Raw genomic sequence first — 26,069 nt, forward strand, 5'->3', positions numbered from 1 at the left:
TCCAAAATTAAGAGGAATCAGGCTAAATAAAATCTATTGAGATAAATTAAATCGAAGTTGACCTCCAAAAGCTGTCGATGACCTGCGATAAGCTGTTGTAACCCTAGGATCATTGATAGTTCGGTCAAAATAAAGTGTGATACTAAGGTTCTGATTGATCAAATAGCCTATCGTTGGTCTAATCTGAATATTCAGATTTCCATTGGTAATAGTGCTTCCTTCTTCAATTTTCCGCTGAACCTGTCTAGTATCTACGACTTTAGTATTCAATCGTAAAGTTAGGTCATTTTTTAAGACAGATTGCCTTCCCTGGATTTTAAAAGGAACTTTGACTCCAGCTTTTGTATAGCCAATATCAATTCCGAGATCATTGCTTTTTTGCTCTGTCACCTGTGAATTGGAGAAATTGAGCCCCAGGTTTCTCTCCTTATTGTATTTGACAGAAATATTCAGCCTATCTCTTGTCAATAAGTCGACACCAATCAAAGGAGCAAACCTTTCTGTCATGACCACTTGATTTAGAACATAGATCGGGATAAACTGGCCTTCATCATTGGTTACATCTGCTCGAGGAATAGATTGGAGCGTATTATAAAGCTCTAGCCCTTGCTGATATTGAAGGGAATTGGAGAAATTACTAGCATCATAGGTAGAAGTATACTGATGTTCGATATTGATGCTGCTGAAAATCTCACTCAAGCCTTTCAATCTGGACAATCCTCTATATTCCAATCTCCAGTTTGGCAAAGGAGTTTTAGGGAATGGATTAAGTTTCACCTCAGATGCATTTTGGCCACGGTAAGCAGCAATAAATGAAGGAATCATGACATCCTGACCATTTATTGAGTATTCTCCAGCACTTGGATTTTCTGCATCCAATCGACTTTTTATAACAGCTCTATTTTGCTCAAAATCGGTAAATAGTGGTGAATTATTTTCAGAATCATCTTTAGAAAAAGCTGTCCCAATCATTATGGTTGTGATGCTGTACGCACCAATTCTATTCGGACTGATAGAAGTGTAATCTCCTGGATTATCCATCGAATTTCTGAAAATTTCTTGATAATCTCCCGTTTCCCGTTTGGTTGCGTTAAGGGTGATTCTAAAATCTTGGAAAGGCTCGATTAAGCTTCCCAAGCGTAGATTCATCGCTTTGCTTTGTAAGAAAGGTTGCGTAAGCTCAGAGCTTGGTGCCATAGATCCCATACTAGCGAGTCTATAGCGGATCATAGGATCTTGACTTCCGAATAAAAATGCCAATCCTGGATTTTCAAATGCTCTGTCCATTCCCAAGAGTCCAGTATTAGGTAAATAACCTGGTAAGAAAGTACCTTCTACCAAGCCATAATTGAAGGTAATTTCCTTAACCATCATCATGGCTTTCATTAACTTATTGCTGAAAGGTGTACCTATTGTATCCTCTGCTTGAGTATTGTTTCTTCCAGGTATTGCCGGTCGCTTTGGAGCATTTAAAGCAGCCAGTTTTTTATTTTTATTATAAAGCTTTATCAAGTCAAGTTTACCTGTAATCGTCTGATCCCTTGTGTTTTGGATCATGTTGCCCAAAGTGTCTTTTTGGCCAATTGCACCTGTCTGCCAAGTGTAAGTAGTCCCGTATTTATAATCTGCACGGATCCAATCTGTAATCGGAGATTTATCAAAAGGAATTGTATAATTCAAATTGACCTGATGGTTGTAATTCGTTTTTCTTCCAAACCTCCAAAAATTAGCTCGTACTGAATCTTGTTTTGCCTGAGAGTCCAAATCTCCCTCTGGCTCATCGATCACTGCCATGATTCTGGATGAATAGTCCACCCGTAGGTTTTTAGTAAGATCCCAATTGACAGTATAGAACCTATTCATGAAAAAGCTCTTCTGGAAAAGCGGATCTACTCCTGAAGTCCCTAATTGGTCATTTCTATACTGAGACCTTAGGAACCTTCTATCCACATCCAGCCTAGCAACCAATGAAGTCGGGGCCAGATTTAAGTTAAAGTCCTTGATAAGTCTTAGATGCGGGGAATTGAGCCATTCACTGTTTTTAAAGGGCTCAATATTCAAAGGTTTTGGTGTGAAGCTATATGTGATGTTTCCTCGATAAGTTTTAAAATTATAATCCTGAATCTGGGCATTAGTCTGTTTTACAACTCCATAAGCATAGGAGAATGAAAAATTGCTCAAATCATAGATTCTGTTTTTAGCATCAGGATTGGTCTTGATTTTTTTGACATTGTTGAAACTGATGTTTTTCCTATTTAATTGATCCAAAGCAATTCTTCTGTAGGCTTCTTTATCTGCATTTGTTTCAAATTTGCCCAAGGCCACTTCAAAAGGAACATCAGGATTAAGTGGGTCATACTCTGGTCTCGTAGATGAGTTTTCAACACTGAAATACATAGGAATACTTACACCCAAGCCTGCAGGAAGTAGTTTGTGAATATCTACATTGGTAGAAATGTCATATTGCGTGGTTGCTTGACGGGCTCTTTCAGAAAGTCTGGTTTCTAAACCTCCAAAACCAATGGAGTTATGACGAATTGAAGCAGAAACCACTGCTACATCGGCAATTTTTGCATTCAACAAGGCATTAGCTGCCCATCCATTTGACTTGGTAAAACCTGTCACGCGCAATTCGTTTGCCCAAATACAGATGTTTTTGCTGGCTCCTCCAGAATCTCCTGGATTTCTTACACCAATCATCATCCCTTGGATCTGGCTGAGTTCAGGTCTACCTACCACAGTTACTTTATACTGTCTTACCTGCTGGGTAAATGGTAAATTTAGCGGCACCTGATTATTATCTCTTTCTACTTTGACACCTACGATCTCCTGAATGGCAATGTCAATTTCATTTTCCAAAGGCCAAATCTGTCTCGGATCTCTGGTTCCTTTTGGAGTGATGAAAAGTGGTACTTCAATTTCATAATAGTTGTCAGTGTAATCGGTTCCCAATCTTAAGAATGCAGTGATTTCGCCGTCATTGGCATCTTCACTGTCTGCATGTAAGAACATTTTGATTCGCTCATATTGAACTAGGTCCTTATTGATATTTCTGAAAACACCTCTTGCATCATGCGCTGGCAAATCTTCTACACAGATTCGTAGCGATTGCTCGTTCAGTCTTCTTTCAACAGTGGAAGTGTTGTCTCGGTCTCTGTTAATCCCCGGAGGCAAAACATAAGGGCTTTGCGTATCGCTTCCTTGGCTGTTTTGCTCGATACCTACCACATCCACAGTCACATTGGAATTATCAGGCTCAGGGATCTCAAATAAACCTCTTTCGAAAAGCGATTCCTGGAAAACTCTCCACTGACTTCCAACCATTCTGAAATTGGCCATTCTCAAAACCACTGGTTGTTCAAATTCAGTCAAATAAGTTCTGATCCAACGGATTGATTTGAATCCGGAAATATCTCCCTGAACTCGATCTGGCTGTCTTACGGGAATTCTGAATAGGTACCAATTTACATTCTCTCCTCCTTCGTTGTGAGTCACTTTGTCCACAATATAATTTTGGCCTACTACCAGATTTCCAGGTTTCAAGTCAATCTCGTATTCATAGTAATTCTCCAGCTCGTTGATGGTGTTATCCGTATTCAAATCCTCATTATCTGGAGTATTTGAACCAGAAGGGGTATAAGGTAGATTTTGGCTGGCAGTCACAGGAGTATTTCTCTCCATACCATTGAATTTTTTATAACGTTCCAGAATTTTGACATCATTCTCGTCAAATTGCTCATCGAGATAATATCTAAATAAATCTGCTGAAACATCTTGGGTGATTGCATTTCTGGCTTGTTGCGAAACGTTTAGCCTACTCAAGAATCGTGAATTGAAGAAAGAAGCTTCATCCTCATTTTTCAAACCATCCAAACCAACATCCTGATTTTCTCTGGAAGATTCAGAGTTGTCAAATGCTGGCAATAAATACTGCTCTCTGGTTATTCTACCCCATTCATTAGAAGAGGTTTCTGCCGGATCACCATCAGCCGGAAGGCCATTTTCAAAAGCATGCCTGCCATCTTGCATCACATCTTCAGAGATATCACCAAGGTTCAAATAGAGCTTTCCTCCTGTGGTATTGTTTTGATTGAAAATCCCATCAAGCACTCGACCATTTTCTCCTTCGATAAATGGATCCAGCATCCAGAATTCTATGTATTCTATATTGGTTCGGTCAAAATCAACCTCAGTTGTGATAGCTCTTGTCACACCTCCGTAATTCTTTTTGGGGTCTGGGAGCAATCCATCAAAAGTCAGGTTGGTATTGTAGTTATACATTCCCCGCTCACTTGGGAAGTATGCCATTTCAAATAAAGGCTCAGGAGTAATGATAACTGTTCGGTCTTGCTGAGGAAAAATCTCCTGAGGCACAACTCTTCTTACGTAGTGGTTTCTTCTGTCTTCTCGGGTGATATTCGAAGGTACTCCAGGACCATTTTCACGGTAGAAAATATTATCAATATTATACCATGCCAGTCGAGCTCGTCTGTAGGTTGCACCTAATTGGTCCTCTGTCTGATTGCTCAGGTCAAATCTGTCATCGTCCGTCTCTGGTGTTGACGCCAATTTCCAGTTTTGATTGGCTGCGCCTCCAAGGTTAAATGGTGTAACTGCAGCTTCAAAATCGTCAATATAAGAAGCTTGATCTCCATCTACCTGATTGGAAGTTCCTGGAATCAAATGAGCAAATTCACCGCTGATATTGACTAATGAGGTTTCTTTTGTATCGGTAAATGGCAATGCATCCGCTAACTTAGTCAGCCATCGAGATTCGTCAGAGAAGTTGGCGTCTAAGCCCCAGAGACTATTTCTCAATGTTTCATTACCAGTGGCAATACGCGTGACATTCGGTCTTTCATTGAGGTATAAGAATGTACCACCCAAATTGAATTTGTCACTGAATAAATAATCCAATCGGGTTCCCAAAAGGCTTCGGGTTTGGAAGGAAACCAAATCAGCTTTTTCAAAACTGATAGAGATTTGCTTCCCAGATTGAAGGATAGCATTATTGATAATGATTAAGCGACCAACATTATAGTCAATTGTATAATCAACCCCTTCTGTCAATGGAATATTTCCCGCTTGAACTATCACAGAGCCAGGGGAAATATTCAGACCCGGAAGTTGGATTTCAGAGGCCGAACCTGCGGTAAGTCTACCTTTAATGAAATATTTATTCAGTCTAGTGACCAACTCAGCATCTGCCTGGGTAGTCTCATAGAGCGTATCGTAGACATATTTATCCTTTAGGACAATTTCGCCTGGCAGGAAATACTTCTCTAGGTTTGATCCAAATGGCTCTAAAACTGGGAAAACCAAAAGCCCTCGGTCGGGGAGAATAGTCAGTCCTTCTACAAAATCAAAGTTACCATCAGGGGCAGGATCATTTTGAGGATTAAGGTTATCCAATCCTGTCAGTCGGATCAAAGGTTTGTCCTTGACATTTTGTCCCTCTAGTAAAGATGGGTTATCCAAACCAGTTCTATCATCCCTATAAATTACCTGAAGCTGAAAACCTTCTCTGAGTAGCTGATTGGCATTTAGATTATAGACGTTTTTCATCATCAAATCCCAAGTAGGAACTCGAGGATTGATTCGAGCGGGACGTAATAGTTTCAAGAAAATCAACTCATCTTCTTGACGGTTTTGATAATCTTCTGTTAGTTCTCCGACTTTGTAAACTTGTCCGTTGTAGGTGTATTCAAAAGAAACAGCCAAAACTTCGTCGTTTTGGAGCTTTCGGAAAAGAGAAAGATATCCAAGTTGTGGATTGAAGTAATATTCAGTTGGTCCAAGTTTTCTAGAACCATTGATTTGCTCAAAGTCAACACCTTTTTTAAGTCCCAAACTGGACTCGATTGCTCTGGCACCTGTGTCAAAAGGCCTAAAGGATGGGTTATTGGAAATATTAGAAAACAGGTTGTTAGATCCATTGGCGGCTGGAGCACCCGGAGTACCCATTCCTACAGATGGATTTCCTGGATTCAGTAAAACCTGACCTTCACCCAAGTCCATGAAAGCGGCAAAATTTCTGAGAGTTTCAGTATTGGAGGCTCGGTTCATGATATAGACCTCAATCCTCGTTACGTTGACACCTGAAAGTACTTGAGGAAGTCCTCTTAGCCATCTTTCGTAATTGTCTCGGAAGAAATGTGCCAAAAAGAAATGTCGGTTTTCATCGTATTTGGAAGCCTGAATGTCAAATGATCTTCCCTGGCCATTCGCATCGATGATCAGTTGATCTCTTCGTCCCCTTTGAGTGGAGGCCACTGCAGTAACTCCAAGTTTTCCGAATTGCATTTGGGTTTTTACCCCGAAAAGGTTTTGGGCTCCTTGAATCAATCTGTTTTGAACAGACATACTGACGTTACCAATTTCAATAGATTTTATAATGTCTTCTTGAAAGCCGTTGTATTCTACCTTGAGCTGATTTTGAAAGTCAAATGAATTATTGGAGTCAAAGTTTGCTCCGATTTTCATTTTCTCACCAAGAGAACCATTGACAGCCATTTGGATTTGCTGGTCAAAGTTAAAGCCTCCATTCTGCTGCTGGCGAATAGGTAAAGTCGGATTGTCAATCCTTCGGAAAATTGCTCCGAAGTCTAGGTTTACATAGCCAGTTGGAACAATATTAATATCACTGCCACCAAAAATTCGATCGAAAGACGGGCTTACTGTCAAAGGTGGAATAAGTCCTCGGCCTTCTACTGCACTTTCACCATCTCCACCTCTGGCTCTGCTTCTCCAATAGTCCTGACGGACCTTGTATTCCTGTATTTTAGAAAATTGCTCAAAATCATACTCCTGTTCATTTCCGATTCGAGTACTATCGAGCTCTTCTACGATATTATATCTGAGAGTAGAATCGACTAAAACCTGTACTTTTTGATTTGTAGGTGGGGCAGGGATAAATGGTGATTGAGGCTGTAAGAAAGGGTTTCGGTAGGGGAATAGGGGATTCGTCCTCATATTTTGCCAAAGCAAAAATGACGGTGCCATTCTCCTTCGATTGAGAGAATCAATTCGCGTCTGAGTGGTATCGGTAGCGGTTTGTTGAGCCTGGGAAGTAGAAAAGGCCAGAATAAACCCAATCAGGATTAAGTGTTTGGGCAAACCACCGAAAAACCTCCTCCTGCAAAAAGTCAGTACCTTCCGAAAGTTCAATGCAGCTTCAAATTATGGTGTCTTTAAAGATGCTTTAATTAATTCTTCTAAAGAAATTTCTCCAGTGGTTTTTTTCAATACTGCCGCGATGTTTTTTTCCGCAGCAGCTTTTGGGAAACCAAGAGTAATTAAGGCTTGTAACGCTTCCTCACGTACTTTATTGCTCGATTTCAAAAATCCTAATTGTGAAGGAGCCGAATCTCCATCCGCAGTTTTGCCTACTTTATCCTTCAACTCCAAAATTATTCGTTGAGCAGTTTTTGCACCAATTCCTTTAACATGCTGAATGGTAGCAACATCTCCTGAAAGTATGGCATGTTCGATTTCTTCCGCACTCAAAGAGGACAAAATCATCAGCCCGGTATTTGGACCTACTCCATTAATGGAAATCAACAATAAAAAAAGTCTCTTTTCAGCGGCATCTTTAAATCCATATAGCGTATGCGCATCTTCCTTAATATGAAGAAAGGTGAGAAGTTTGATTTGTTCCTCATCCTTAATCTTACTGTAAGTCTGTAAGGAGATCTTGACATGATAGCCGATTCCACCTACATCGATTAGGACGTAGGTGGGATCTTTAAAAATTAATTTTCCGTTGAGATAATCTATCATAGAGTTTGTGCAGATTGAGCATCGACCACAGCGACAGCCACCATATTCACGATTTCACGAATGGAGCTTCCTAATTGAAGAATATGCACTGGCTTATTCATACCTAGCAAAATCGGTCCGATTGCTTCCGCATTTCCGAGTTCTGCTAAAAGTTTGTATGCGATATTACCAGAACTTAAATCAGGGAAAATCAATGTGTTCGCTTTCTTATTGATCAATTTTGAGAAAGGATACATATCTCTTTGAATCTCATCATTGAGAGCCACATTGGCTTGCATTTCCCCTTCGATAATCAAGTCAGGATATTTTTCTTTTGCCATGGCTGTAGCTTTAGCCATTTTATCCGGGATATCTCCTTTAGCAGAGCCAAAGTTTGAATAAGAAAGAACTGCAATTCTTGGTTCAATATTGAAGAATCTGACTGCTTCTGCCGTCAAACCAATAATCTCCACCAATTCTTCTGCAGTTGGATTTAAATTGACAGTGGCATCGGCAAAGAAATAAGGACCTTTGTCCGTATTCATGATATACATACCCGTTACCCTTTTGGTACCAGGCCTCACTCCAATGGTATGTAGGGATGGTAAAACTGTTTTAGGGTAATCTCTTGTCAAACCGGAAATGAAGGCGTCAGCTTGCTCAGTTTCGACCATCATGGCTCCGAAATAATTTCGCTGAGTAACCAGGCGCGCAGCATCACCTTTGGTCATGCCTTTGCGCTGGCGTTTTTTATACAGAATGTCTGCGAATTGAGAAAGCATCTGGCTTTCCTCTAATGGATCTATGATCGTGACATTTTGTAAATCCAAAGAATTTTCCTCAATCAAAGTGAGGATTCGCTCTTTGTTACCTAGTAATATCGGAACAGCTATTTTCTCATCCTTGATAATTTGAGCTGCTTTCAGGATTTTTCTATTGTCAGCTTCAGCAAATACTACTCGCTTCGGATCTTTCTTAGCTCTCGCAATGACCACAGACATCAATCTTTGGTCAATTCCAATTCTTTCTTGAAGTTCAAGCTCATAGGAATCCCAATCTGTAATTGGTTTCTTGGCTACTCCTGATTCGATTGCAGCTTTTGCAACTGCTGGGGCGATCGTAGTGATCAACCTTGGATCAAGCGGTTTTGGAATCAAATAAAATCTTCCAAATCCTAATTTATCCTCCCCGTAAGCTTTATTGACAATATCTGGAACCGGCTCTTTTGCAAGCTTGGCGATCGCTTGAGCAGCCGCCAGTTTCATTTCTTCATTGATGGCAGTTGCTCTAACATCCAATGCTCCACGGAATATATAAGGGAACCCTAAGACATTATTCACTTGATTAGGATGATCGGATCTTCCTGTTGCCATGATAATATCTTCTCTAGCAGCGACTGCCAAATCATAAGATATCTCCGGGTCAGGGTTGGCTAAAGCAAATACAATCGGGTTTGGCGCCATTAATCGTAATTGCTCTTGACTGACTACATTTCCTGCAGAAAGTCCTAAAAATACATCTGCACCCAAGAGCGCATCGCTTAAACTATGCAAGTTCCTGTCTGTGCTGAACTCCCTTCTGATTTCATCTAGATCGGTTCGATCAGTTCTAAGGATTCCATCTTTGTCACAGAGAACGATGTTTTCTCTTTTTATACCAAGGGAAACATAAAATCGAGTACATGAAATAGCTGCAGCACCTGCTCCATTTACTACTAGTTTGATATCAGAAATATCCTTGCCCACAATTTCAAGCGCATTCAAAAGTGCAGCGCCAGAAATAATTGCAGTGCCATGCTGATCATCATGCATGACAGGAATATTCATTTCTTTCTTGAGTGTTTGTTCTATCTCAAAGCATTCTGGAGCTTTGATATCTTCCAGATTTATCCCTCCAAAAGTAGGTTCGAGGGATTTGATAGTTTGAATTAATTTTTTTGGGTCTTTTTCATTGATTTCTATGTCAAAGACATCAATGCCTGCGAATTTTTTAAAGAGTACGCCCTTTCCCTCCATGACCGGTTTGGAAGCTTCTGCTCCGATATCACCTAAGCCTAATACTGCAGAGCCATTTGAAATGACACCTACGAGATTGCCTTTTGCTGTGTATTTGTATACATTTTCTACATCAGCAGCGATTTCTTTGCAGGGTTCAGCTACGCCAGGGGAGTAAGCCAAAGCCAAATCCATCTGGCTGGAAAGAGGTTTCGTCGGGATTACCTCAATTTTTCCGGGTGTTCCTTGGGTGTGATAATTGAGCGCGTCCTCTTTTCGGATTTTAATTGCCATAAAAACTCTAAGTTAGTTTGGGTCAGGTTCCTTGCTCTTCTGTCCAACTAACATCGGTATTTAAAAGGATTGTTTCGATTTCACGCAGTGCATCCCTATGAACTTCATTTGGATAAAACACAAAGCCTTCCATGTAATACAGTTTCCCTTTCTTTTCATCGACCATGATGTATCCCAAATAGGTACCTCCCATGCTCAAATTGTTAGTTTTCCAGGAGCCCCTGATTTCGGTGGTAAAATTATCATTTATCACCATGTTTCGGAAGGCTGGCGGGATTTGTTTTTCCGAAACCATGTAAGAGGTTGGATCATCTGGATCACCAAAAATTTCGTTTTTCGTGATTTCGTCTCTTAGAGCTACAATGTTTGCAGGGAAAGTTTGCTCTTCGCTCACATAATCTGTTTCATAAAAAAACAGGCTAATATCTGCTCTATTGGCAGTAGGAGTGGGTTGTCTCAACCATAAAAATCCAGGCTTGCTTTTGGCAATTTGATAGGAAGCAGGCACATTGATTTTTATTCCAAGATCTTTTTCAGCCTCATGTTCTGCGGCGGTATTTTTTCTTGCTAAAATTATTTTTTCAAGCCTTCCTCTTTCTCTTACTTCAAAAAGATTGATCAATCTTGCTTTATTCTTTTTTAGGTTAGCGACCAATTCTTCTTCATTGTTACCAAAGAGATATAATACTTCCTGTCCAATCGCATATTCATCTTCCATTCTCAAAGTATAGAGACTTGGATCCGCTTCTGCTTTTTCTTTAGATTCTTTCGAAAACTGAGAATTGATTACCTGACTTGCTGCTCCTTTGTCATCAAAAGTGGTCACGTAAATGAGGTTTGTTGACATCTTCAGCATACGAGTCATCGCTCTTGGATCCACTCGATTCACCTTAAATCTCGACTCTGAACGGATCATTCCAGGAAGATCTGCTTCGAAAATATCTTTCAGCTCCTCGCCAACAGGGCCAGCCCATTTAGCAGAATCTATCACTAAAATAATTTCACCGATGGTACCCCTAGCTTTTGGTTTTGTGCTATCAGGTCGATTTGGATCTCCCTCACAGGATGTAAGAATAAAGCCAATGGAAAATATTGCCAGTATGTATTGAAGAGCTCTCATATTCAGGAATTTAGTGTGAATGCTATATCTGTCAAACCTAAAAATAGCAATTCTGGTTTACTTAAAACTTTAAAAGAAGTTAAAGTGAGGGCGCTGGTATTATTTAATCTTAAAGGAATTACCCAATGATCAACTTTTGCCCTGGTTTGATATTGTTGCTATTCAGATTATTTAGCCTTTTGATTTGTTCTACCGTAAGACCTGCGTGCTTTTTGGAGATAATCCAAAGTGAATCACCGGGCTGAACGGTGTAAAGCAATTGACCGGAAGAATTTGTTTTGGTGACAGCTAAAGTAGAAGTGTTGCCTGAATAAATAGTCAAGTTTTGTCCCACTCTAATTAAATTAGAATTCAGGTTATTCCAAGATTTCAACTGAGTGACTGTCACCCCATGTCTGGCTGCGATTTTACCCAAAACATCACCTGATCTCACTTTGTAATAAATCGCCTCTGGTTTAGTCTCTTCTGCCAGTGTCTCGACAGGTGTAAGGACTAATTTACCATTATCAGTTAGGAAGGTGGTAGGGGAATTATTCAAAGAGTCACTGATCCAAGCTAGATTTTGCTTGATATAAGCAGCCTTCGCTTTAGGAATCCGAAGTGCCATGCTTCTATTGCTTTCTGGCACCATTCCTTTTTTCAGCGATGGATTGATTGTTTCCAAATCTTTGGTACAAAGGTCTGTCAATTCAGCTAGCTTAGTTAGGTTCAAAGCTCTATCAAACCTTATTTTTTCAGTTGCTTGGTAATAGGTAGGCTCTTCTAAGTTGAAATTATGCTCCTCAAGATGATTCAGGATATAAAGCATCGCTTGTACTTGAGGCACGTAGCTTCTTGTTTCCCGAGGTAGGTAATTATAAATACCCCAAAAAGTCTTTTTGCCTCCAGATCTTCGGATGGCTTTTCTCACATTTCCTGGTCCACAATTGTAAGCAGCCATAGCTACTTCCCAATCACCAAACATTCGATACAGGGATTTTAGATATTTGGCAGCAGCATCTGTTGCCATTTCTGGATCCATTCTGTCATCTACATCATTTGTGACGTGCATGCCATACATTCTGCCAGTCGCAGGCATAAATTGCCAGAGACCCATTGCTCCAACCCTTGAACGGATCTGAGGATCTAAACCTGATTCAATAATTGATAGGTATTTGATTTCTTCTGGCATTTCATGCTTTCGCAAGGTCTCATCGAAAAGATCAAAAAATAGCTCTTTTCGTGCCAACACCATTCTGGTATAATCCCTGTTTCGAACAGTGAAATACTGAATAAATGAAAAAATCCGGTCATTCAACTCGAAAGGCATGGCGGTTTCCATTTTGGAAATCCTGTCTGCAACTTCCTCATAGGTGAAGTCCGGAATGTATTCGTAATGATAGTTTGGCATTACTTCTTCTTCTGAAAAAAGTGCTGCCGCAATATTCTGGTCGTCCTGTGAAAAAGCCTTGGACAACGGGATCAAACAAGTAATAATCGCAAGTAAGAAAGTGTTGAACCAGGTTTTATTCATGAGGATTTTAAAATTTAAGAAGTTAATTCACTAAGATAATTACTAAAAGCAAAAAGCTCTGCCTCTTTAAATGAGTTGCTGATTACTTGTAGGCCAATCGGCATTCCAGAAGCATCTTTTCCATTTGGAAGAGAGATAGATGGGACGCCGGAAACTGAAGCTTGCACTGTAAAAAGGTCTTCTAAATACATTGCAACCGGGTCATCACTATGCTCTCCAAACTTAAACGCTGTAGATGGCGTAGTTGGCATAATAATATAATCAAAATCATTCAAAAGATTTTCAGTATAGTCTTTTATTAATCTTCTGACTTTCTGAGCCTTAGTAAAATAAGCATCGTAATAGCTTGCACTTAAGACAAAAGTGCCGAGCATGATTCTTCTTTTTACCTCTTCTCCAAATCCTTCACTTCTGGTAAGCTTATACATGCTTTCCAAATTATGAGCGTTTGGTGTACGGTATCCATATTTTACCCCATCAAATCTGGAAAGGTTGGAACTGGCTTCAGCCGTTGTCAAAATGTAATAGGTAGGAAGAATATATTCCAATAGAGGAAATTCTACCTCTTGCACCTCGTGTCCTTCAGATTTTAACTTTTCGAGTACTGCAAGGGTGTTTTCCTTAATTTCTTTTTGTAAAGCAGGTGATTCAATCGACTCCTTTAAGTATGCAACTTTCGCTTTTTTCTCAAAATGCAATAGCTGGCTGTAAGGCAAAACTGGCTTTCTGGAAGAGGTACTGTCATATTCGTCATGGCCAGCCATGATTTCTAAGAGCAGGGCATTGTCTTTGACAGTTTTGGTGAAAATCCCAATTGTATCAAAAGATGACGCATAAGCAATTAATCCCCAGCGGGAAATTCTGGAATAAGTAGGTTTCATCCCAATAATTCCAGTAAATGCTGCAGGTTGTCTAACTGATCCACCTGTATCAGTACCAAGTGAAGCTGTGCATAAATTTGCTTGAACGGCGACAGCAGAGCCTCCTGAAGAACCTCCAGGTACTCGGTTTTCGTCTAGGGCATTTAGAACTTTGCCATGGGCTGAGTTTTCATTAGAACTTCCCATTCCAAACTCATCACAGTTTAGCCTGCCCAAAATGATTGCATCTTCATCGATCAATCGTTGAATGGCAGTGGTTGTAAATTGTGATTCGAAACCTTTTAGGATTTTTGAAGAGGCATTTGACTCGTGTCCTGCATAACAAAGGACGTCTTTGATCCCGATGACCATGCCTGCGAGTTTACCAGCTTTTCCCTCAGAAATTTTCTGATCAATTTTATTAGCCTGTTCTAAAGCGGAATGCTCATAAACTTCGACGAAGGCGTTTAGATGCGCCTTCGTCTTGATGTTTTGAAGATAATGATTGACAATCGCTCGGCAATCAGTCTCTTTCTTCCCGAGCGATTTTTTGATTTCGTCGAATGAAATAAATCTTTCCAATACTATTGGCTTAAGAGATTACTTTTTCTTGTCTTTCAGCCCCTCTTCGAGATCGTTCTGAATATCTTTAGTAGCGTCTTTGAATTCTCTGATTCCACGGCCTAAACCGCGTGCTAATTCTGGTATTCTTTTAGCACCAAACAATAGGAGAATGACAAGGATGATCAGTACGATCGAGCCACCGCCCATGTTTTGTATAAAACCCAATGTAGTCATGATGGTGTATGTTTAAGGGTAAATGTGTTGCAAAGATATAACTGTCATCTGCTTACGCAAAGTAATTGGAGGAGAGTTATTCTTTTTTATAAATATACGATAATTAAAACTATTTGGACGTAATCCAGGTGGCTGGATCCATAACACTCAAACCTTTCCAGGTTTGGAAATGAACCTCGGCTTGCCCATCAGGTCCAGTAGCAACTTGTCCAATTACGTCTTTTGCACTTACAGTCTGACCTGATTTTACAGAGATGGTTTTAAGCTTACTATACATGGTATAATACTCTCCATGTTTGATGATCACAGTACCACCGAAACCAGGCATCGTCGTAATCTTGGTGACAGTCCCGTCAAAAACAGTCCTCACGTTGGAATTTGGCTGTGTACGAATATCAATCCCATCGCTGTCCATCGTGATTCCTTTAAGGGTAGGATGGGGGTAGGTACCAAAACCTTGAGAGATGAAACCTGTCTCAACAGGCCAAGGCAATCTTCCTTTGTTTCCTGCAAAAGAACTTGATAATGCAGCAGCTTCTGGCGTCATAGGCATACTGCTTCCTGCACTTTTCGTCGTGTTACTATTTGATTTTTTAGCGGCAGCTTCTGCCAGACGGATCTCTTCCTCAATCACCTGCTTGATCATTCTATTAAGTTGATCTTGCTGTTTTTTGGTGGCTGCAATCTGCTTTTGTATATCTTTTTCCTTTTTAGAAAGGTTGTTTACGATTCCTTGCTGTTCTTTTCTTGCTTGATCTAAAGCTAGTTTTTCCTGTCTTTCTTCCTCGAGCACACGTTCTTTTTCTTTTCGCTTTTCATCGAGGGAAATTTGCTCATCCGCAAGTTGGATACTCACTTTTTCAATTTGTTCAGCTTGTTGTTTTCTGTTGTCCGTGTACTGTTTCAAGTACTTCAAACGCATGTAAAGCTGATTGAAATTACCTGAACTGAAAACAAAGGAAACGATAGAAAGACCTCTATTCAATTTGGAGGCATTGTAAATCATTCGTGAATACTCCGCTTTTAAATCAATAAGCTCTTGTTGAAGTTTTTTGATTTTTGACTCCGTTTCGCGGATTTCTTGGTCCAATAATTTGATTTCCCTGTCCAGGGTGTTTACTAGCCTGGCTTGGGTCTGAACTTTTCGGGTTACTGCATTCAGTTCCCCAATCGAATTCTGTTTGATTTTGGTTGTTTGACGGAGAATTGCGTCAAACTCTTTCAGGCGCTGCTGCACTTCTGCTTTTTCTCTCTCCAATTGCTCCCGGGACTTTTTGGTCTGGGCCTGGAGATCGGAAAGAAAGCAAAATGTAAATGCTAAAAAGAGAAAAGAAAGCAACAGACTTTTCTTATTCATAAGAATCAAAATCTGAATGGGAAATTCAAAGGACCAGATTGTGGCTCAATCGTATTCCATTCCAAATTAATAATCGTGTTTTGGCTTCCTTCTGGAAGTTGGTATGCTAGTTTATAAAGCACTTCTAAAGGAAAAGGCTGCGTGGCAACTTCCTGAAAATTAGGGAAGCTAGCTAAAAGTGAACCTCTGTCGTCTAATGAATTACTAACCAATTCAGACACCTTGCGGGTATTTACGTCCACCTTGCTGAAGTACCTGACTTTATCTCTTACCTGTGTCAATTCAAATGCTTTTCCTACCCGAACCAAACGATCTTTATAATCAAATGGGGAAGGAGGGTTGGCCCAAAGCAGGTTTTGAAATAATTCCAAAGAAAGCTTAAGCCCATAGATTGTTTCAAATTCAGCGAATGTAAGATTTACGTCTTCTTTGCCGATTCGGTCTTTGATCTGGATTTTCTCTTGTGTGATCAGTCCACGTACGGCTTCCATTCCCATTCCTGGAGAAACTGTAAACCATAAAACACTGTCTTTTTTGGCACGAAGGTTCATGGTGCCTCGGGTAACTTTACCAGATTCCTCCTCAATTACTATTTTAGCTTTAGCCGATAAATAGTCGTATTCATTGTAAATGGGAGCAAAATCTTCCATTTTTCCATTGCTCTGGTAAGCCACATTCTTTTTTGCGCAGCTAGTCAAAAATCCAAAAGCAAACAGAATTAAGAATCCTGCAAAAAGCTTATTCATGGTATTTACCTTCTTTTATTTTTTGAGGAAGTTTATCCGAAGCCTCCGGGCTATGCTCAGCTTTTTTCCAATAGCTAATCGCTTCTGACTTTTTCCCTAAATGATATAAAATATCTCCATAATGCTCCAGCATGACTCCACTTGGCTCAGTTTCATGTTCCATCGCAAGGTCCATGTATTTCTTAGCTCCTTCGTAATCGCCAGACTGGAATAAAACCCATGCATGTGTATCAAGGAAGGTGCCATTATTGGGAAATCGTTTAACAACTTTTTCAGACATGCTTTTGGCCTTGTCCAAATCTTTCTTTTCCAAGGATAAAAAGTATGCGTAATTATTCAGCACCTGCTCATCATTTGGATTCAATTTGATGGCTTTGTCGAAGTTGTCGAAAGCTTTTTCTTTCTCACCAAGATTGTAATAAGCATTTCCCAAAGCTCCATAAGTGGCTTGGTCAAGTCCGATATTTTTACCTGCATTTATGTTGATTGCTTTTTCTAAAGAAATCACTGCAAGGGAATCTTTTTTCCTGGCATTTTTGATCACCCCATCATAAAACCAAAATTCTGCTCTCTCTGGAAATTCATCCACACCCATGATGGTGAATTTCTCCACTTCCTCAAAATCAGCATTTTCTCCAAAGGAATTTGTGATGACTTGATCTAATAACTCTGCATTTTTAGGGTCAACTTGGAGTGATTTTTTGAAATTATCAATTGCCTCTTCTACTTTCCTTTCCTTCATTCTCCGCTTTCCAATGGCAGAAAAGATGGATGCGTCCTGAGGATGATATTCCAGCATTAGTTTTTCCAGCTTGTTCAAAAGCGAATCCCGCTCTGCTGTTTGCATTTCGTTGACAATGGATTCAAAAGATTGAGCTTCCACCATCGGATCCAAATCCGGATTAGAAAATGCTGTAAGGATGGATTTTTCAGATTCTTTAATCTGCCCTTTTTCTTTCAGAAGGGTATAGGCAGCCATGTGTAACTCTGGTTGGTTAGGGAATTTCTCGATTTCACATTCTACCAAATCCAAAGCCTGGTCAATTCGGTTATTGTTGTAAAGTATTTCTACAAGATTTAAGACATAATCAGGAGTTCCGGATTTAGCTTCAATCAATTTTTCACCTTCTTCGATTGCCTTTTCTAAGTTGTTTTTTCGAAGGTAGATCCGCTGTTTTTGAGTCGTGATCGGTTCCATAATCCCGAAGTATTCTTCCGCTCGGTCGAGTACGACCAAAGCTTTATCAAATTCTCCTGCATTCAAATAGATCGATGCCAAATCCAGATTGTATTGTTGGTTTTTCTCCCCATCAGCTGTTAATCTATCCAAGATCTCAGCGGCCTTAAGAGGTTGCTTCAAGTTGGTGTAGATTTCAGCAACCATCAAGGCATAGTATTTATTTTCTATGTCCAGGTCTGCTGCTTTTTCTGCATATGGAAGTGCTGATTCTGGTTTATTTCCTCTCAATAAAACTTCAGCAATTTTGTAATGAATTGCGGGTTCTTCAGTAGAAAACTCCAAGGCTTTTTGGAGATAAAAATAGGCTTTGTCCAACTCCCCAAGTACCAAATATTTTTCCCCTTCAATGTAATACCGAGTAGCCTTAGCCTCGGTTTCTTGAAGCTTACGTTCTTTTTTGGATAATTTTTCCTGAGAATAGCCAGTAGAAATGGCTAAAATCAAAAATGTCGATATGAGGAATAATCTTTTAAGGATCACGGGGATTAATGTATTCGGCTTTAATTCACAAACATAATGCCTTTTATGCAAATTGACAGGTATTTTGGAAAGGGATGATGATCAATTGGCTTTCAGTCTATTTGGCATTTTTTGGATAACGCAAAATCAAGAAAATTGATCCCTAAAAAGGTTTAAAAATTTATGATTAGACAGATTTCTTTCTGAAATAGGCTTTCAATTGATTCTTTTCCAACAACCAAATGAATCCTAAGTATAAAAGAATCAGACTGTTTTTAGTTAGAAAATTCATCAAGAAAGAGCCGAAATCCAGATAAAAACCAAAGTAGCTGATCATGAAGGCCACTCCTAAATACAAAAGGGCTTTGCCTGTTTGGTAGGGAATAGGATAGTAGCGTTGTCCATAGACAAAGCAGATAATAGACATAATCAGGTAACAACTCAAAGTGCTCAAAGCACCTCCAAAATATCCCCAAATAGGCACAAAGATCCAGATGACAAAAATTGAAATAATAGCTCCTATCAAAGTAATCCAAAAGCTATAATTGGTTTTGTCCGTGATTTTAAACCAGATAGAAAGGTTGAAATAAATCCCCAAGAAAAGATAACCCATCAACAGGGTTGGGACTATAAATAAACCTTCCTCATAGCCGGGTTTTCTCAAAAATAATGGTCCAATCCAATGTAAATTAACAGAGATGGCAACCATCAAAATCGTGCAAAAAAGGATAAAGGCATGCATTACATTGGCATATAGCAGGGGCGAATTTTTATCCGATGATTTTTTAAAGAAAAAGGGCTCAGCAGCATATTTGAATGCCTGAATGACAAGATTCATAAAAATGGCCAGTTTGAAATTTGCCCCGAATACTCCTGCTGCTTCTCTGGCATTAAGTCCTGCGAAATAATTCTCCGGAAGAAGGTATTCAAAAAATAGTCTTGAAATAAGTTCGTTGGTGACACCAGCTAAACCCATAAAAAGAAGTGGAATCGAATAACTCCACATCGGCTTAATGATTTCAGAATCTAGTTGGAAACGGAACATTCCCGCCTTCCACCAAACCCAGGGAACGATAAGGCCATTTGCAAACAGGTTTGACAAAAGAATGTATTCCACTCCCCACTCAGACTTGTATCCTAGAAATCCATCCGGAATCACACCTTCTTTTATCAGGTAAGGGAAAGCTACAATCAGGATCAAATTGAACCCGACATTCATCAGAATATTTAGAATCTTGGCACTTGCAAAAGTAAATGCCTTGTTTTCCAATCGGAGCTTAGCAAATGGAATTGCAAGAATGGCATCAAAGGTAAGCAGGAGGGCTGCCCATCGAAATAAATAGGCTTGGCCAGGGTAATCCATCCAATCTGCCAAAAGGGGAGCTCCTAAATACAGGAAGGATCCTAAAATTAAAGAGCTGGTAAGTAAGAGGGATTGGGTGGAATTATAAACCCGATTTGGATCTAGGTTTTTACCTGTAGCAAAGCGAAAAAATGCAGTCTCCATCCCGTAGGTAAAGACGATGTTCAGAAAACCTATGAGTGCATAAATAGAAGTGTAAGAACCGACTTCTTCTTTGCTGAGATAGGCAGTGTATACGATAATCAGTAAAAAATTGATTGATCTGCCTAGAATACTACTCAGTCCGTAGACTGCAGTCTGCCCAGCTAAATTTTTAAGATTACTCATTCAGTCACAAGGAGCTTACTCTCCTTTGAAATTCGGTTTTCTCTTTTCCAGAAATGCAGAAGTACCTTCTTTGTAATCACCTGATTTGACGCACCTTGCAAAACTATTGGCTTCAGTCTGGAATCCGTTTTCATCTGATAAGTAAACTGCATTGACACAATCGATAATCATACCTATGGCCAAAGGAGCTTTACTCATAATTTTTTCTACAATTTCCTCAGCTTTAGCAATTGCATCAGATTTTGTCGGTAATACATGATTGACAAGACCTAGTGTCTTTGCTTCTGAAGCATCAATCATATCTCCTGTCATCATTAGCTCGTGAGCTTTGCCTCTTCCGATCAATATTGTCAATCTCTGAGTACCTCCATATCCCGGGATGATTCCCAGGTTTACTTCTGGTTGACCAAATTTCGCATTGGCAGTTGCAACCCGCATATGGCAAGCCATGGCCAATTCGCAACCTCCACCGAGAGTATACCCGTTCGTCACAGCGATAACAGGCTTATGAAGGTTTTCGATCATGCTGAAAATTTCCTGACCATTTTCAGCAAATTTCCTCGCATTTACCTCATTTAAAGAAGCGATCTCGCTGATATCAGCACCAGCTACAAATGCTCTTTCGCCAGCACCTGTAATAATAACTGCTTTGATGGATTTGCTGTCAGCAACTTCCTCAAAAATTGCTTTCAACTCCTCCAGAGTGGCAAAATTCAGTGCGTTCATCTTATCTTCCCTATTTACGGTCAAATAGAGAACGCCATCTTTTACCTCCGTCAGAATATTATTGAATTCAGCCATAAAACGTCGATGTGTTTAAAACAAATATACAAGCAGGGTATTCAATGACAAATTTTAAGACTTAGAAAAAATCCTCTCTGCTGTCAAGCTGCTTTCTTAAATTTATTTATTCCCGTAGATTTTTTTAAATTATTGCATCCCAAAATGCCCTTCCACCATTTTTATTTACTTTTGTGGCGAATTCAGTATAAACTAAATCCACTATTATAATATGTCTTCTAAAAGAAAAATTACAGTGGCTTATGGTGACGGGATAGGACCTGAAATCATGAAAGCAACTTTGGCAATTCTTGAAGCCGCAGGTGCGCAGCTTGAGTACGATGTCATAGAAATCGGAGAGCAAGTCTACTTGAAAGGAATCAGCTCAGGAATGGAACCAAGTGCTTTTGAATCTTTAAAAGAAACAAAAGTCTTTTTAAAGGCTCCGATCACAACGCCACAAGGTGGTGGATTTAAATCACTGAATGTTACTACCAGAACTTCCTTTGGCCTCTATGCCAATGTGAGACCCTGCAAAGCATTTTCTCCATTTATCAAGACTCATTTCCCAAAAACTGATTTAGTCATCATCAGAGAAAATGAAGAGGACTTGTATGCTGGGATCGAGCATAGACAAACTCAGGAAGTATGTCAGTCTTTGAAATTGATTTCTAAGCCTGGTTCTGAAAAAATTATTCGATATGCCTTTGAATACGCTAAAAAATACGGTCGCAAAAAAGTGACTTGTATGACAAAGGATAATATCATGAAGATCGCTGACGGTCTTTTCCATAAAACTTTCGACGAAGTCGCTAAAGAATATCCAGACATTCAAACGGATCACAAAATCATCGATATCGGAACTGCATTGATTGCTGACCGACCAGAGATGTTTGATGTTATCGTGACCCTAAACCTATATGGGGATATTATTTCAGATGTGGCAGCTCAGGTGACTGGTTCTGTTGGGCTAGGCGGATCAGCCAACGTTGGAGAAGAAGTGGCTATGTTTGAGGCAATTCACGGTTCTGCACCGGATATTACCGGTATGGGAATCGCTAACCCATCAGGTCTATTGAATGGAGCTATCATGATGTTGGTGCACATTGGCCAGCCTGAAGTGGCAGAAAAAGTAGCCAATGCCTGGATGAAGACACTAGAAGATGGAATCCATACAGGTGATATTTATCAGGAAGGACTTTCCTCCAAAAAAGTAGGTACTGAGGAGTTTGCTCAGGCAGTAATCGATCGAATCGGACAGGTACCTGCCAAAATGATTCCTGCTTCTTTTGACAAAGAAAGCACTGAGCCGATGAATATTTTCGTAACTGAAAGACCAAAACAGAAAAAAGAACTGATTGGAGTTGACGTTTTCTTGGATTGGGATGAAAGCGGAAGAGATCCTCAGGTTTTGGGAGAAAAATTAAGACAACTGAATGTTGATGGACTTCAATTGCAGTTGATCACCAATAGAGGGATAAAAGTGTTCCCTGGAGGAATGAAAGAAACCTATTGCACTGATCACTGGAGATGTAGATTCCAAAATGCGGAAATGTCTCCAATCAAACATTCATTGGTGACAGAATTGTTAAATCAAATCGATGCAAGCGGCTTTGACTTTATTAAAACAGAAAATCTTTACTCTTTTGATGGAGTAAGAGGATATTCTCTTTCTCAGGGAGAATAAATTTAAATCTCTTATAGAATTTAGGGAGTTGGGGAAACCAACTCCCTTTTTTTGTGAAATTTCATTTTGTGGACTGAGACTTGATTCATCTTACTTAGTACCTTGTCAAAGATTATGTCAAAAAGAGTTCTGATTATAACCTATTATTGGCCACCAAGTGGAGGTAGCGGAGTGCAACGCTGGTTGAAATTCGCTAAATACCTGCCAGAAGCAGGTTGGGAGCCAGTTATTTTTACGCCTGAAAATCCAGATTTTGACCTGAAAGATGAAAGTTTGGAAGCTGAAATTTCTCCACAACTTGAGGTAATGAAGTTCCCGATTTGGGAGCCCTATCAGCTTTTGGATAAGCTTCGGGGAAAAAAGGAAACCCATCCTGGAAGACTTCTGGAACAAAAAGAAAAAGGCTGGCTAGAAAAAGCAGCTGTTTGGCTTCGAGCCAATTTGATGGTACCTGACCCAAGGATCTTTTGGGTAAAACCTTCCGTCAAATTTTTAACAGAATTGGTTAAAAGCGGGCAATATGATGCAATCATCACAACAGGTCCACCTCATAGTTTGCATCTAATCGGTCGCGATTTAAAAAGAAAAACAGGTGTCTTTTGGTTGGCAGACTTTCGTGATCCATGGTCTCAATGGGAGTTTTTGGATAAGCTTCCCATGCAAAAATATGTGAAGAAAAAGCACGCCGAGTTGGAGCAATCCATTTTGAAAGAAGCAAACGTGGTTACTACCATCTCACCGACTTTTCAAAAAGACCTGGAGAAACTGGCACAAAGAAAGGTTTCATTGCTTACCAATGGTTTTGATTTGGCAGATATACCTACTGATTTCAAGCCTGCTGTAAAAAAATCAAGGAGATTGAATCTGGTGTATTCTGGAATAATCGATTCAATTCGGAATCCGATGCCACTTTTATTGGCTATGAAAGAGGAGTTTAAACCACTGGAAGAAGAGGTTAGCTTTACTTTTGTCGGTCGAGTAAGTGATCAGGTACAGGCACAAATTGAAGATGATTCATGGCTCAAAGAACATGTGAAAATGGCGGGATATATTTCCCATGAAGAGGTTTTTGAGTTCTATGAAAAGGCGGATGCTTTGGTGTTGATCCTTACGAATACAAAAAATGCACAGGGCAATATTCCAGGTAAACTCTTTGAATATTTGGCTACCAAAATACCGATTTTAGCTTTGGGTGATCCTAAAGGAGACACTTCTAAGATCCTTGTCAATATCGGTTCAGAACCAGCGATTTCCCACTCTGACCATGTGGAAATTCAAGTTAGATTAAGAAAGCTATTTGAAATGGAAGATTTATCGATGCAAGTTTCTTCCATTGACCATTATTCCAGAAAAAATTTAAGTACCCAACTAGCACATTTATTAGATGGAAATCCCATTTCTTGATCTATCCAGAATTGATAAGGAGTTAAAGGAAGCTTTGAAATCAAAGTTTGCAGAAATCTTGGATAAGGGCATGTTTTCTGGTGGTCAAGAGGTTGATTTGTTTGAGAAAGCTGTTTCTGACTATTTAAATTCGCCACATGCAATTGCTTGCGCCAATGGGACAGATGCACTTGAATTAGCCTTAAGGGCTCTAGGCATTGGTCCTGGAGATGAAGTAGTAGTGCCTGCTTTGACCTGGGTTTCAACAGCCGAAGTTGTCTTAATGGTTGGGGCTAAACTGATTTTTTGGGATACAGACGAAAAGGGTCTGCTGGCAGGAGATTGGACCAAAGCTATTTCTAAAAAAACCAAAGCGGTAATTCCAGTTCATCTATATGGTCAAATGGTGGAAATGGAAACTTTGGTAGATCAAGCTTCCAAGTTGAATCTGCACGTTATTGAAGATGCTGCACAAGCTTTTGGAGCCGAACAATATGGGAAAGCAGCAGGTACTTGGGGTGATGTTGGATGTTTGAGTTTTTATCCCACGAAAAACCTTGGAGCATTGGGAGAGGCAGGAATGTGTCTAACCTCAAACACAGAAACTAACAAATTTCTTAGGCTACTTCTAAATCATGGACAGATTAAAAGAGATGAACATGAAGGTGTTGGACGAAATAGTAGAATAGATAGCCTTCAAGCAGGGTTTTTAAATGTCATGTTGGGAAAATGGGAAACTCATCAAAAAATCAGAAAGCAAATTGCTGCTTTTTATAAGAGTGAATTAAAGGGTGTTTCGGATCTGAAATTGCCAACCGGAACAGAAGAACAATCACACAATTGTCATTTATTCGTCGTCCAAACTTCCCGCAGGGATCAACTGAAAGAGTTTTTGAAAAGGGAAGGAGTTGGAACGGCAATTCATTATCCTGCTATACTACCAGATCTAAAACCTTACCTGACAAAAGGTGATTTTTCCAATGCGAGAGCTTTCACTACAAATGGCTTGTCGCTTCCTTTAAATCCTTATTTAAGTCAAATAGAAATTGAATATATCGTTGATAAAATCAAAGATTTTTTTCGATCCTAAATCGGTTCGGGATAAGTTTCAAAAGGATAAAAACCAATCCGAATAAAAAGAAATAAACTCCTTCCAGTCTTTTTGTTTATTTTCAAAAATGACTTGGACCGAGGACCCTATCTATGTAAGCGGAATGCTCTGCTTCGCAGTCTTATTTTCAGTTTGGCTGGCAACTTTTAAAACAGGCAGAACCATTGGTTCACCGATTTTGGTAATCTTGGTTTGTGCCTTGATTTCAAACATTGGAATCATTCCAACTGCCACCGCAGGACATCCGATTTACAATGCTGTTTTTATGTATTTGGCACCTATGGGTATTTTTATTGCCTTGCTAGATGTGGATTTGAAGAGTATCAAAAATGCTGGGATCCCGATTTTGGTAATGTTTGGAATAGGCGCTTTAGGTACCATTATCGGAGTTTTGGTTGCATGGTTTATTGTAAATCCTGCCGTTGAAATCGGTCCCTTGGCAAATGCGATAGCCGGGATGTATACTGGCACCTATATCGGAGGCAGTATAAATTTTAATGCCGTGGCACTTTCTTACCAGGTAAATGAGAATGCAGATTTATTTGCTGCTACAACTGTAGTGGATAATCTGATTGGTACCCCTTGGATCATCATCACTTTATTGTTGCCAAAGTACCTTCAAAAATTAATGCCTCGAAAAAAGTTATTGCCTCCGAAGGATCAAATAGGAAAAATCAAAAATGAAGAGTCTATTTCCATCGCAACATTAGCGGCGATTTTTGGAATGGCATTTTTAGCTATGTCTTTTTCTAAGATGTTAAGCTCATACGTTCCACAGATCCCTGAAATAATTACGCTGACAACCCTTGCATTGATTTTTGCACAAATTCCTTTTATCCAAAAAGTGAAAGGAACCCAAACCATCGGTTTTTTCCTCATTCTTATTTTCCTTGGCACCATTGGGACTTTATGTGATTTCAAGACTCTTTCTGGTATTGGAGATTTAGCTGGTACTTTAATATTGTTTGTAAGCATATTAATATTAATCCACGGGATAGTGATCTACGGCCTCGGAGGTTTGTTAAAAATCGATTGGGATGTAGTTACTGTAGCTTCCCAAGCAAATGTAGGGGGAAACACAACTGCTTTGGCAGCGGCAGAAAGCTTGAATCGACCTGATTTATTGATTCCAGGAGTATTAGTAGGAAGCCTTGGAAATGCCTTGGGAACCTATGCTGGATTTTTTATAGCTGGAATCCTAGGGTGATTTTTATTATTTGGGAAAAATGGTTTTACAATAAATTAAAATCTGTATTTGAAATAAATTTAAAACTTACTA

The 26,069-nt window shown here is 39.6% G+C and carries 16 protein-coding genes; 4 read left to right on the forward strand and 12 right to left on the reverse strand.

Annotation, left to right across the window (positions count from 1 at the left end; all coding sequences use genetic code 11):
* Positions 1 to 33: 33 nt before the first annotated feature.
* From sov to J0A69_RS08475, 12 genes are all read right to left on the reverse strand, one after another.
* Entirely contained in the window at positions 34 to 6,972 is a 6,939-nt protein-coding gene (gene sov, locus J0A69_RS08420; protein ID WP_236032751.1) for a T9SS outer membrane translocon Sov/SprA, read from the reverse strand.
* A 207-nt stretch (positions 6,973 to 7,179) separates the two neighbouring features.
* Positions 7,180 to 7,779 (reverse strand): Holliday junction branch migration protein RuvA, encoded by a 600-nt coding sequence (gene ruvA, locus J0A69_RS08425; RefSeq protein WP_206586120.1) that lies wholly within the window; start codon positions 7,777 to 7,779, stop codon positions 7,180 to 7,182.
* Positions 7,776 to 10,046 (reverse strand): NADP-dependent malic enzyme, encoded by a 2,271-nt coding sequence (locus J0A69_RS08430; protein ID WP_206586121.1) that lies wholly within the window; start codon positions 10,044 to 10,046, stop codon positions 7,776 to 7,778. The genes ruvA and J0A69_RS08430 overlap by 4 nt, the downstream gene beginning before the upstream one ends.
* A 22-nt stretch (positions 10,047 to 10,068) precedes the next feature.
* Positions 10,069 to 11,166, reverse strand: coding sequence for a DUF4837 family protein (locus tag J0A69_RS08435; RefSeq protein ID WP_206586122.1), 1,098 nt, complete (start codon positions 11,164 to 11,166; stop codon positions 10,069 to 10,071).
* 118 nt (positions 11,167 to 11,284) lie between these two features.
* The gene (locus tag J0A69_RS08440) at positions 11,285 to 12,679 is read right to left on the reverse strand and encodes a LysM peptidoglycan-binding domain-containing protein (RefSeq protein ID WP_206586123.1); all 1,395 of its coding nucleotides are present in this window, start codon (positions 12,677 to 12,679) and stop codon (positions 11,285 to 11,287) included.
* Positions 12,680 to 12,693: 14 nt separating this feature from the next.
* A complete protein-coding gene (gene gatA / locus J0A69_RS08445) occupies positions 12,694 to 14,121 on the reverse strand; it encodes an Asp-tRNA(Asn)/Glu-tRNA(Gln) amidotransferase subunit GatA (RefSeq protein ID WP_206586124.1) in 1,428 nt (475 codons plus the stop codon).
* An 18-nt stretch (positions 14,122 to 14,139) separates the two neighbouring features.
* Entirely contained in the window at positions 14,140 to 14,337 is a 198-nt protein-coding gene (gene tatA, locus J0A69_RS08450) for a twin-arginine translocase TatA/TatE family subunit (RefSeq protein ID WP_184492828.1), read from the reverse strand.
* A gap of 109 nt (positions 14,338 to 14,446) precedes the next feature.
* Entirely contained in the window at positions 14,447 to 15,694 is a 1,248-nt protein-coding gene (locus J0A69_RS08455; protein WP_206586125.1) for a murein hydrolase activator EnvC family protein, read from the reverse strand.
* Positions 15,695 to 15,699: 5 nt separating this feature from the next.
* On the reverse strand, positions 15,700 to 16,440 hold the full coding sequence (locus J0A69_RS08460) for a DUF4292 domain-containing protein (RefSeq protein ID WP_206586126.1): 741 nt from the start codon (positions 16,438 to 16,440) through the stop codon (positions 15,700 to 15,702).
* Positions 16,433 to 18,124: a tetratricopeptide repeat protein gene (locus tag J0A69_RS08465; protein ID WP_236032753.1), complete on the reverse strand. Its 1,692-nt coding sequence runs from the start codon at positions 18,122 to 18,124 to the stop codon at positions 16,433 to 16,435. Before J0A69_RS08465 ends, J0A69_RS08460 begins: the two co-directional genes overlap by 8 nt.
* Before the next feature lie 202 nt (positions 18,125 to 18,326).
* Complete coding sequence (locus tag J0A69_RS08470) at positions 18,327 to 19,829, reverse strand: lipopolysaccharide biosynthesis protein (protein WP_206586128.1); 1,503 nt, start codon at positions 19,827 to 19,829, stop codon at positions 18,327 to 18,329.
* A gap of 15 nt (positions 19,830 to 19,844) precedes the next feature.
* Positions 19,845 to 20,630, reverse strand: a complete 786-nt coding sequence (locus J0A69_RS08475; RefSeq protein WP_206586129.1) for an enoyl-CoA hydratase/isomerase family protein — start codon at positions 20,628 to 20,630, stop codon at positions 19,845 to 19,847.
* Positions 20,631 to 20,841: 211 nt separating this feature from the next.
* Here J0A69_RS08475 and J0A69_RS08480 point away from each other — a divergent pair, with 211 nt between their 5' ends.
* The 4 genes from J0A69_RS08480 to J0A69_RS08495 all read left to right on the forward strand — a co-directional run bounded on the left by J0A69_RS08480 (position 20,842) and on the right by J0A69_RS08495 (position 25,997).
* A complete protein-coding gene (locus J0A69_RS08480; protein ID WP_206586130.1) occupies positions 20,842 to 22,296 on the forward strand; it encodes an NADP-dependent isocitrate dehydrogenase in 1,455 nt (484 codons plus the stop codon).
* A 114-nt stretch (positions 22,297 to 22,410) separates the two neighbouring features.
* Complete coding sequence (locus tag J0A69_RS08485; protein ID WP_206586131.1) at positions 22,411 to 23,700, forward strand: glycosyltransferase family 4 protein; 1,290 nt, start codon at positions 22,411 to 22,413, stop codon at positions 23,698 to 23,700.
* A complete protein-coding gene (locus tag J0A69_RS08490; RefSeq protein ID WP_206586132.1) occupies positions 23,681 to 24,769 on the forward strand; it encodes a DegT/DnrJ/EryC1/StrS family aminotransferase in 1,089 nt (362 codons plus the stop codon). The genes J0A69_RS08485 and J0A69_RS08490 overlap by 20 nt, the downstream gene beginning before the upstream one ends.
* Positions 24,770 to 24,857: 88 nt before the next feature.
* Positions 24,858 to 25,997, forward strand: coding sequence for a DUF819 family protein (locus tag J0A69_RS08495; protein WP_206586133.1), 1,140 nt, complete (start codon positions 24,858 to 24,860; stop codon positions 25,995 to 25,997).
* The last annotated feature ends 72 nt before the right edge of the window (positions 25,998 to 26,069 follow it).

Source organism: Algoriphagus pacificus, from assembly GCF_017254845.1.
In the GTDB taxonomy this organism is placed as follows: domain Bacteria; phylum Bacteroidota; class Bacteroidia; order Cytophagales; family Cyclobacteriaceae; genus Algoriphagus; species Algoriphagus pacificus.

Excerpts from the sequence above, each read along its gene's own strand:
- sov (WP_236032751.1), bottom strand. The coding sequence starts at position 6,972 with ATGAGGACGAATCCCCTATTCCCCTACCGAAACCCTTTCTTACAGCCT.
- ruvA (WP_206586120.1), bottom strand. The coding sequence starts at position 7,779 with ATGATAGATTATCTCAACGGAAAATTAATTTTTAAAGATCCCACCTAC.
- J0A69_RS08430 (WP_206586121.1), bottom strand. The coding sequence starts at position 10,046 with ATGGCAATTAAAATCCGAAAAGAGGACGCGCTCAATTATCACACCCAA.
- J0A69_RS08435 (WP_206586122.1), bottom strand. The coding sequence starts at position 11,166 with ATGAGAGCTCTTCAATACATACTGGCAATATTTTCCATTGGCTTTATT.
- J0A69_RS08440 (WP_206586123.1), bottom strand. The coding sequence starts at position 12,679 with ATGAATAAAACCTGGTTCAACACTTTCTTACTTGCGATTATTACTTGT.
- tatA (WP_184492828.1), bottom strand. The coding sequence starts at position 14,337 with ATGACTACATTGGGTTTTATACAAAACATGGGCGGTGGCTCGATCGTA.
- J0A69_RS08455 (WP_206586125.1), bottom strand. The coding sequence starts at position 15,694 with ATGAATAAGAAAAGTCTGTTGCTTTCTTTTCTCTTTTTAGCATTTACA.
- J0A69_RS08460 (WP_206586126.1), bottom strand. The coding sequence starts at position 16,440 with ATGAATAAGCTTTTTGCAGGATTCTTAATTCTGTTTGCTTTTGGATTT.
- J0A69_RS08470 (WP_206586128.1), bottom strand. The coding sequence starts at position 19,829 with ATGAGTAATCTTAAAAATTTAGCTGGGCAGACTGCAGTCTACGGACTG.
- J0A69_RS08475 (WP_206586129.1), bottom strand. The coding sequence starts at position 20,630 with ATGGCTGAATTCAATAATATTCTGACGGAGGTAAAAGATGGCGTTCTC.
- J0A69_RS08480 (WP_206586130.1), top strand. The coding sequence starts at position 20,842 with ATGTCTTCTAAAAGAAAAATTACAGTGGCTTATGGTGACGGGATAGGA.
- J0A69_RS08485 (WP_206586131.1), top strand. The coding sequence starts at position 22,411 with ATGTCAAAAAGAGTTCTGATTATAACCTATTATTGGCCACCAAGTGGA.
- J0A69_RS08490 (WP_206586132.1), top strand. The coding sequence starts at position 23,681 with ATGGAAATCCCATTTCTTGATCTATCCAGAATTGATAAGGAGTTAAAG.
- J0A69_RS08495 (WP_206586133.1), top strand. The coding sequence starts at position 24,858 with ATGACTTGGACCGAGGACCCTATCTATGTAAGCGGAATGCTCTGCTTC.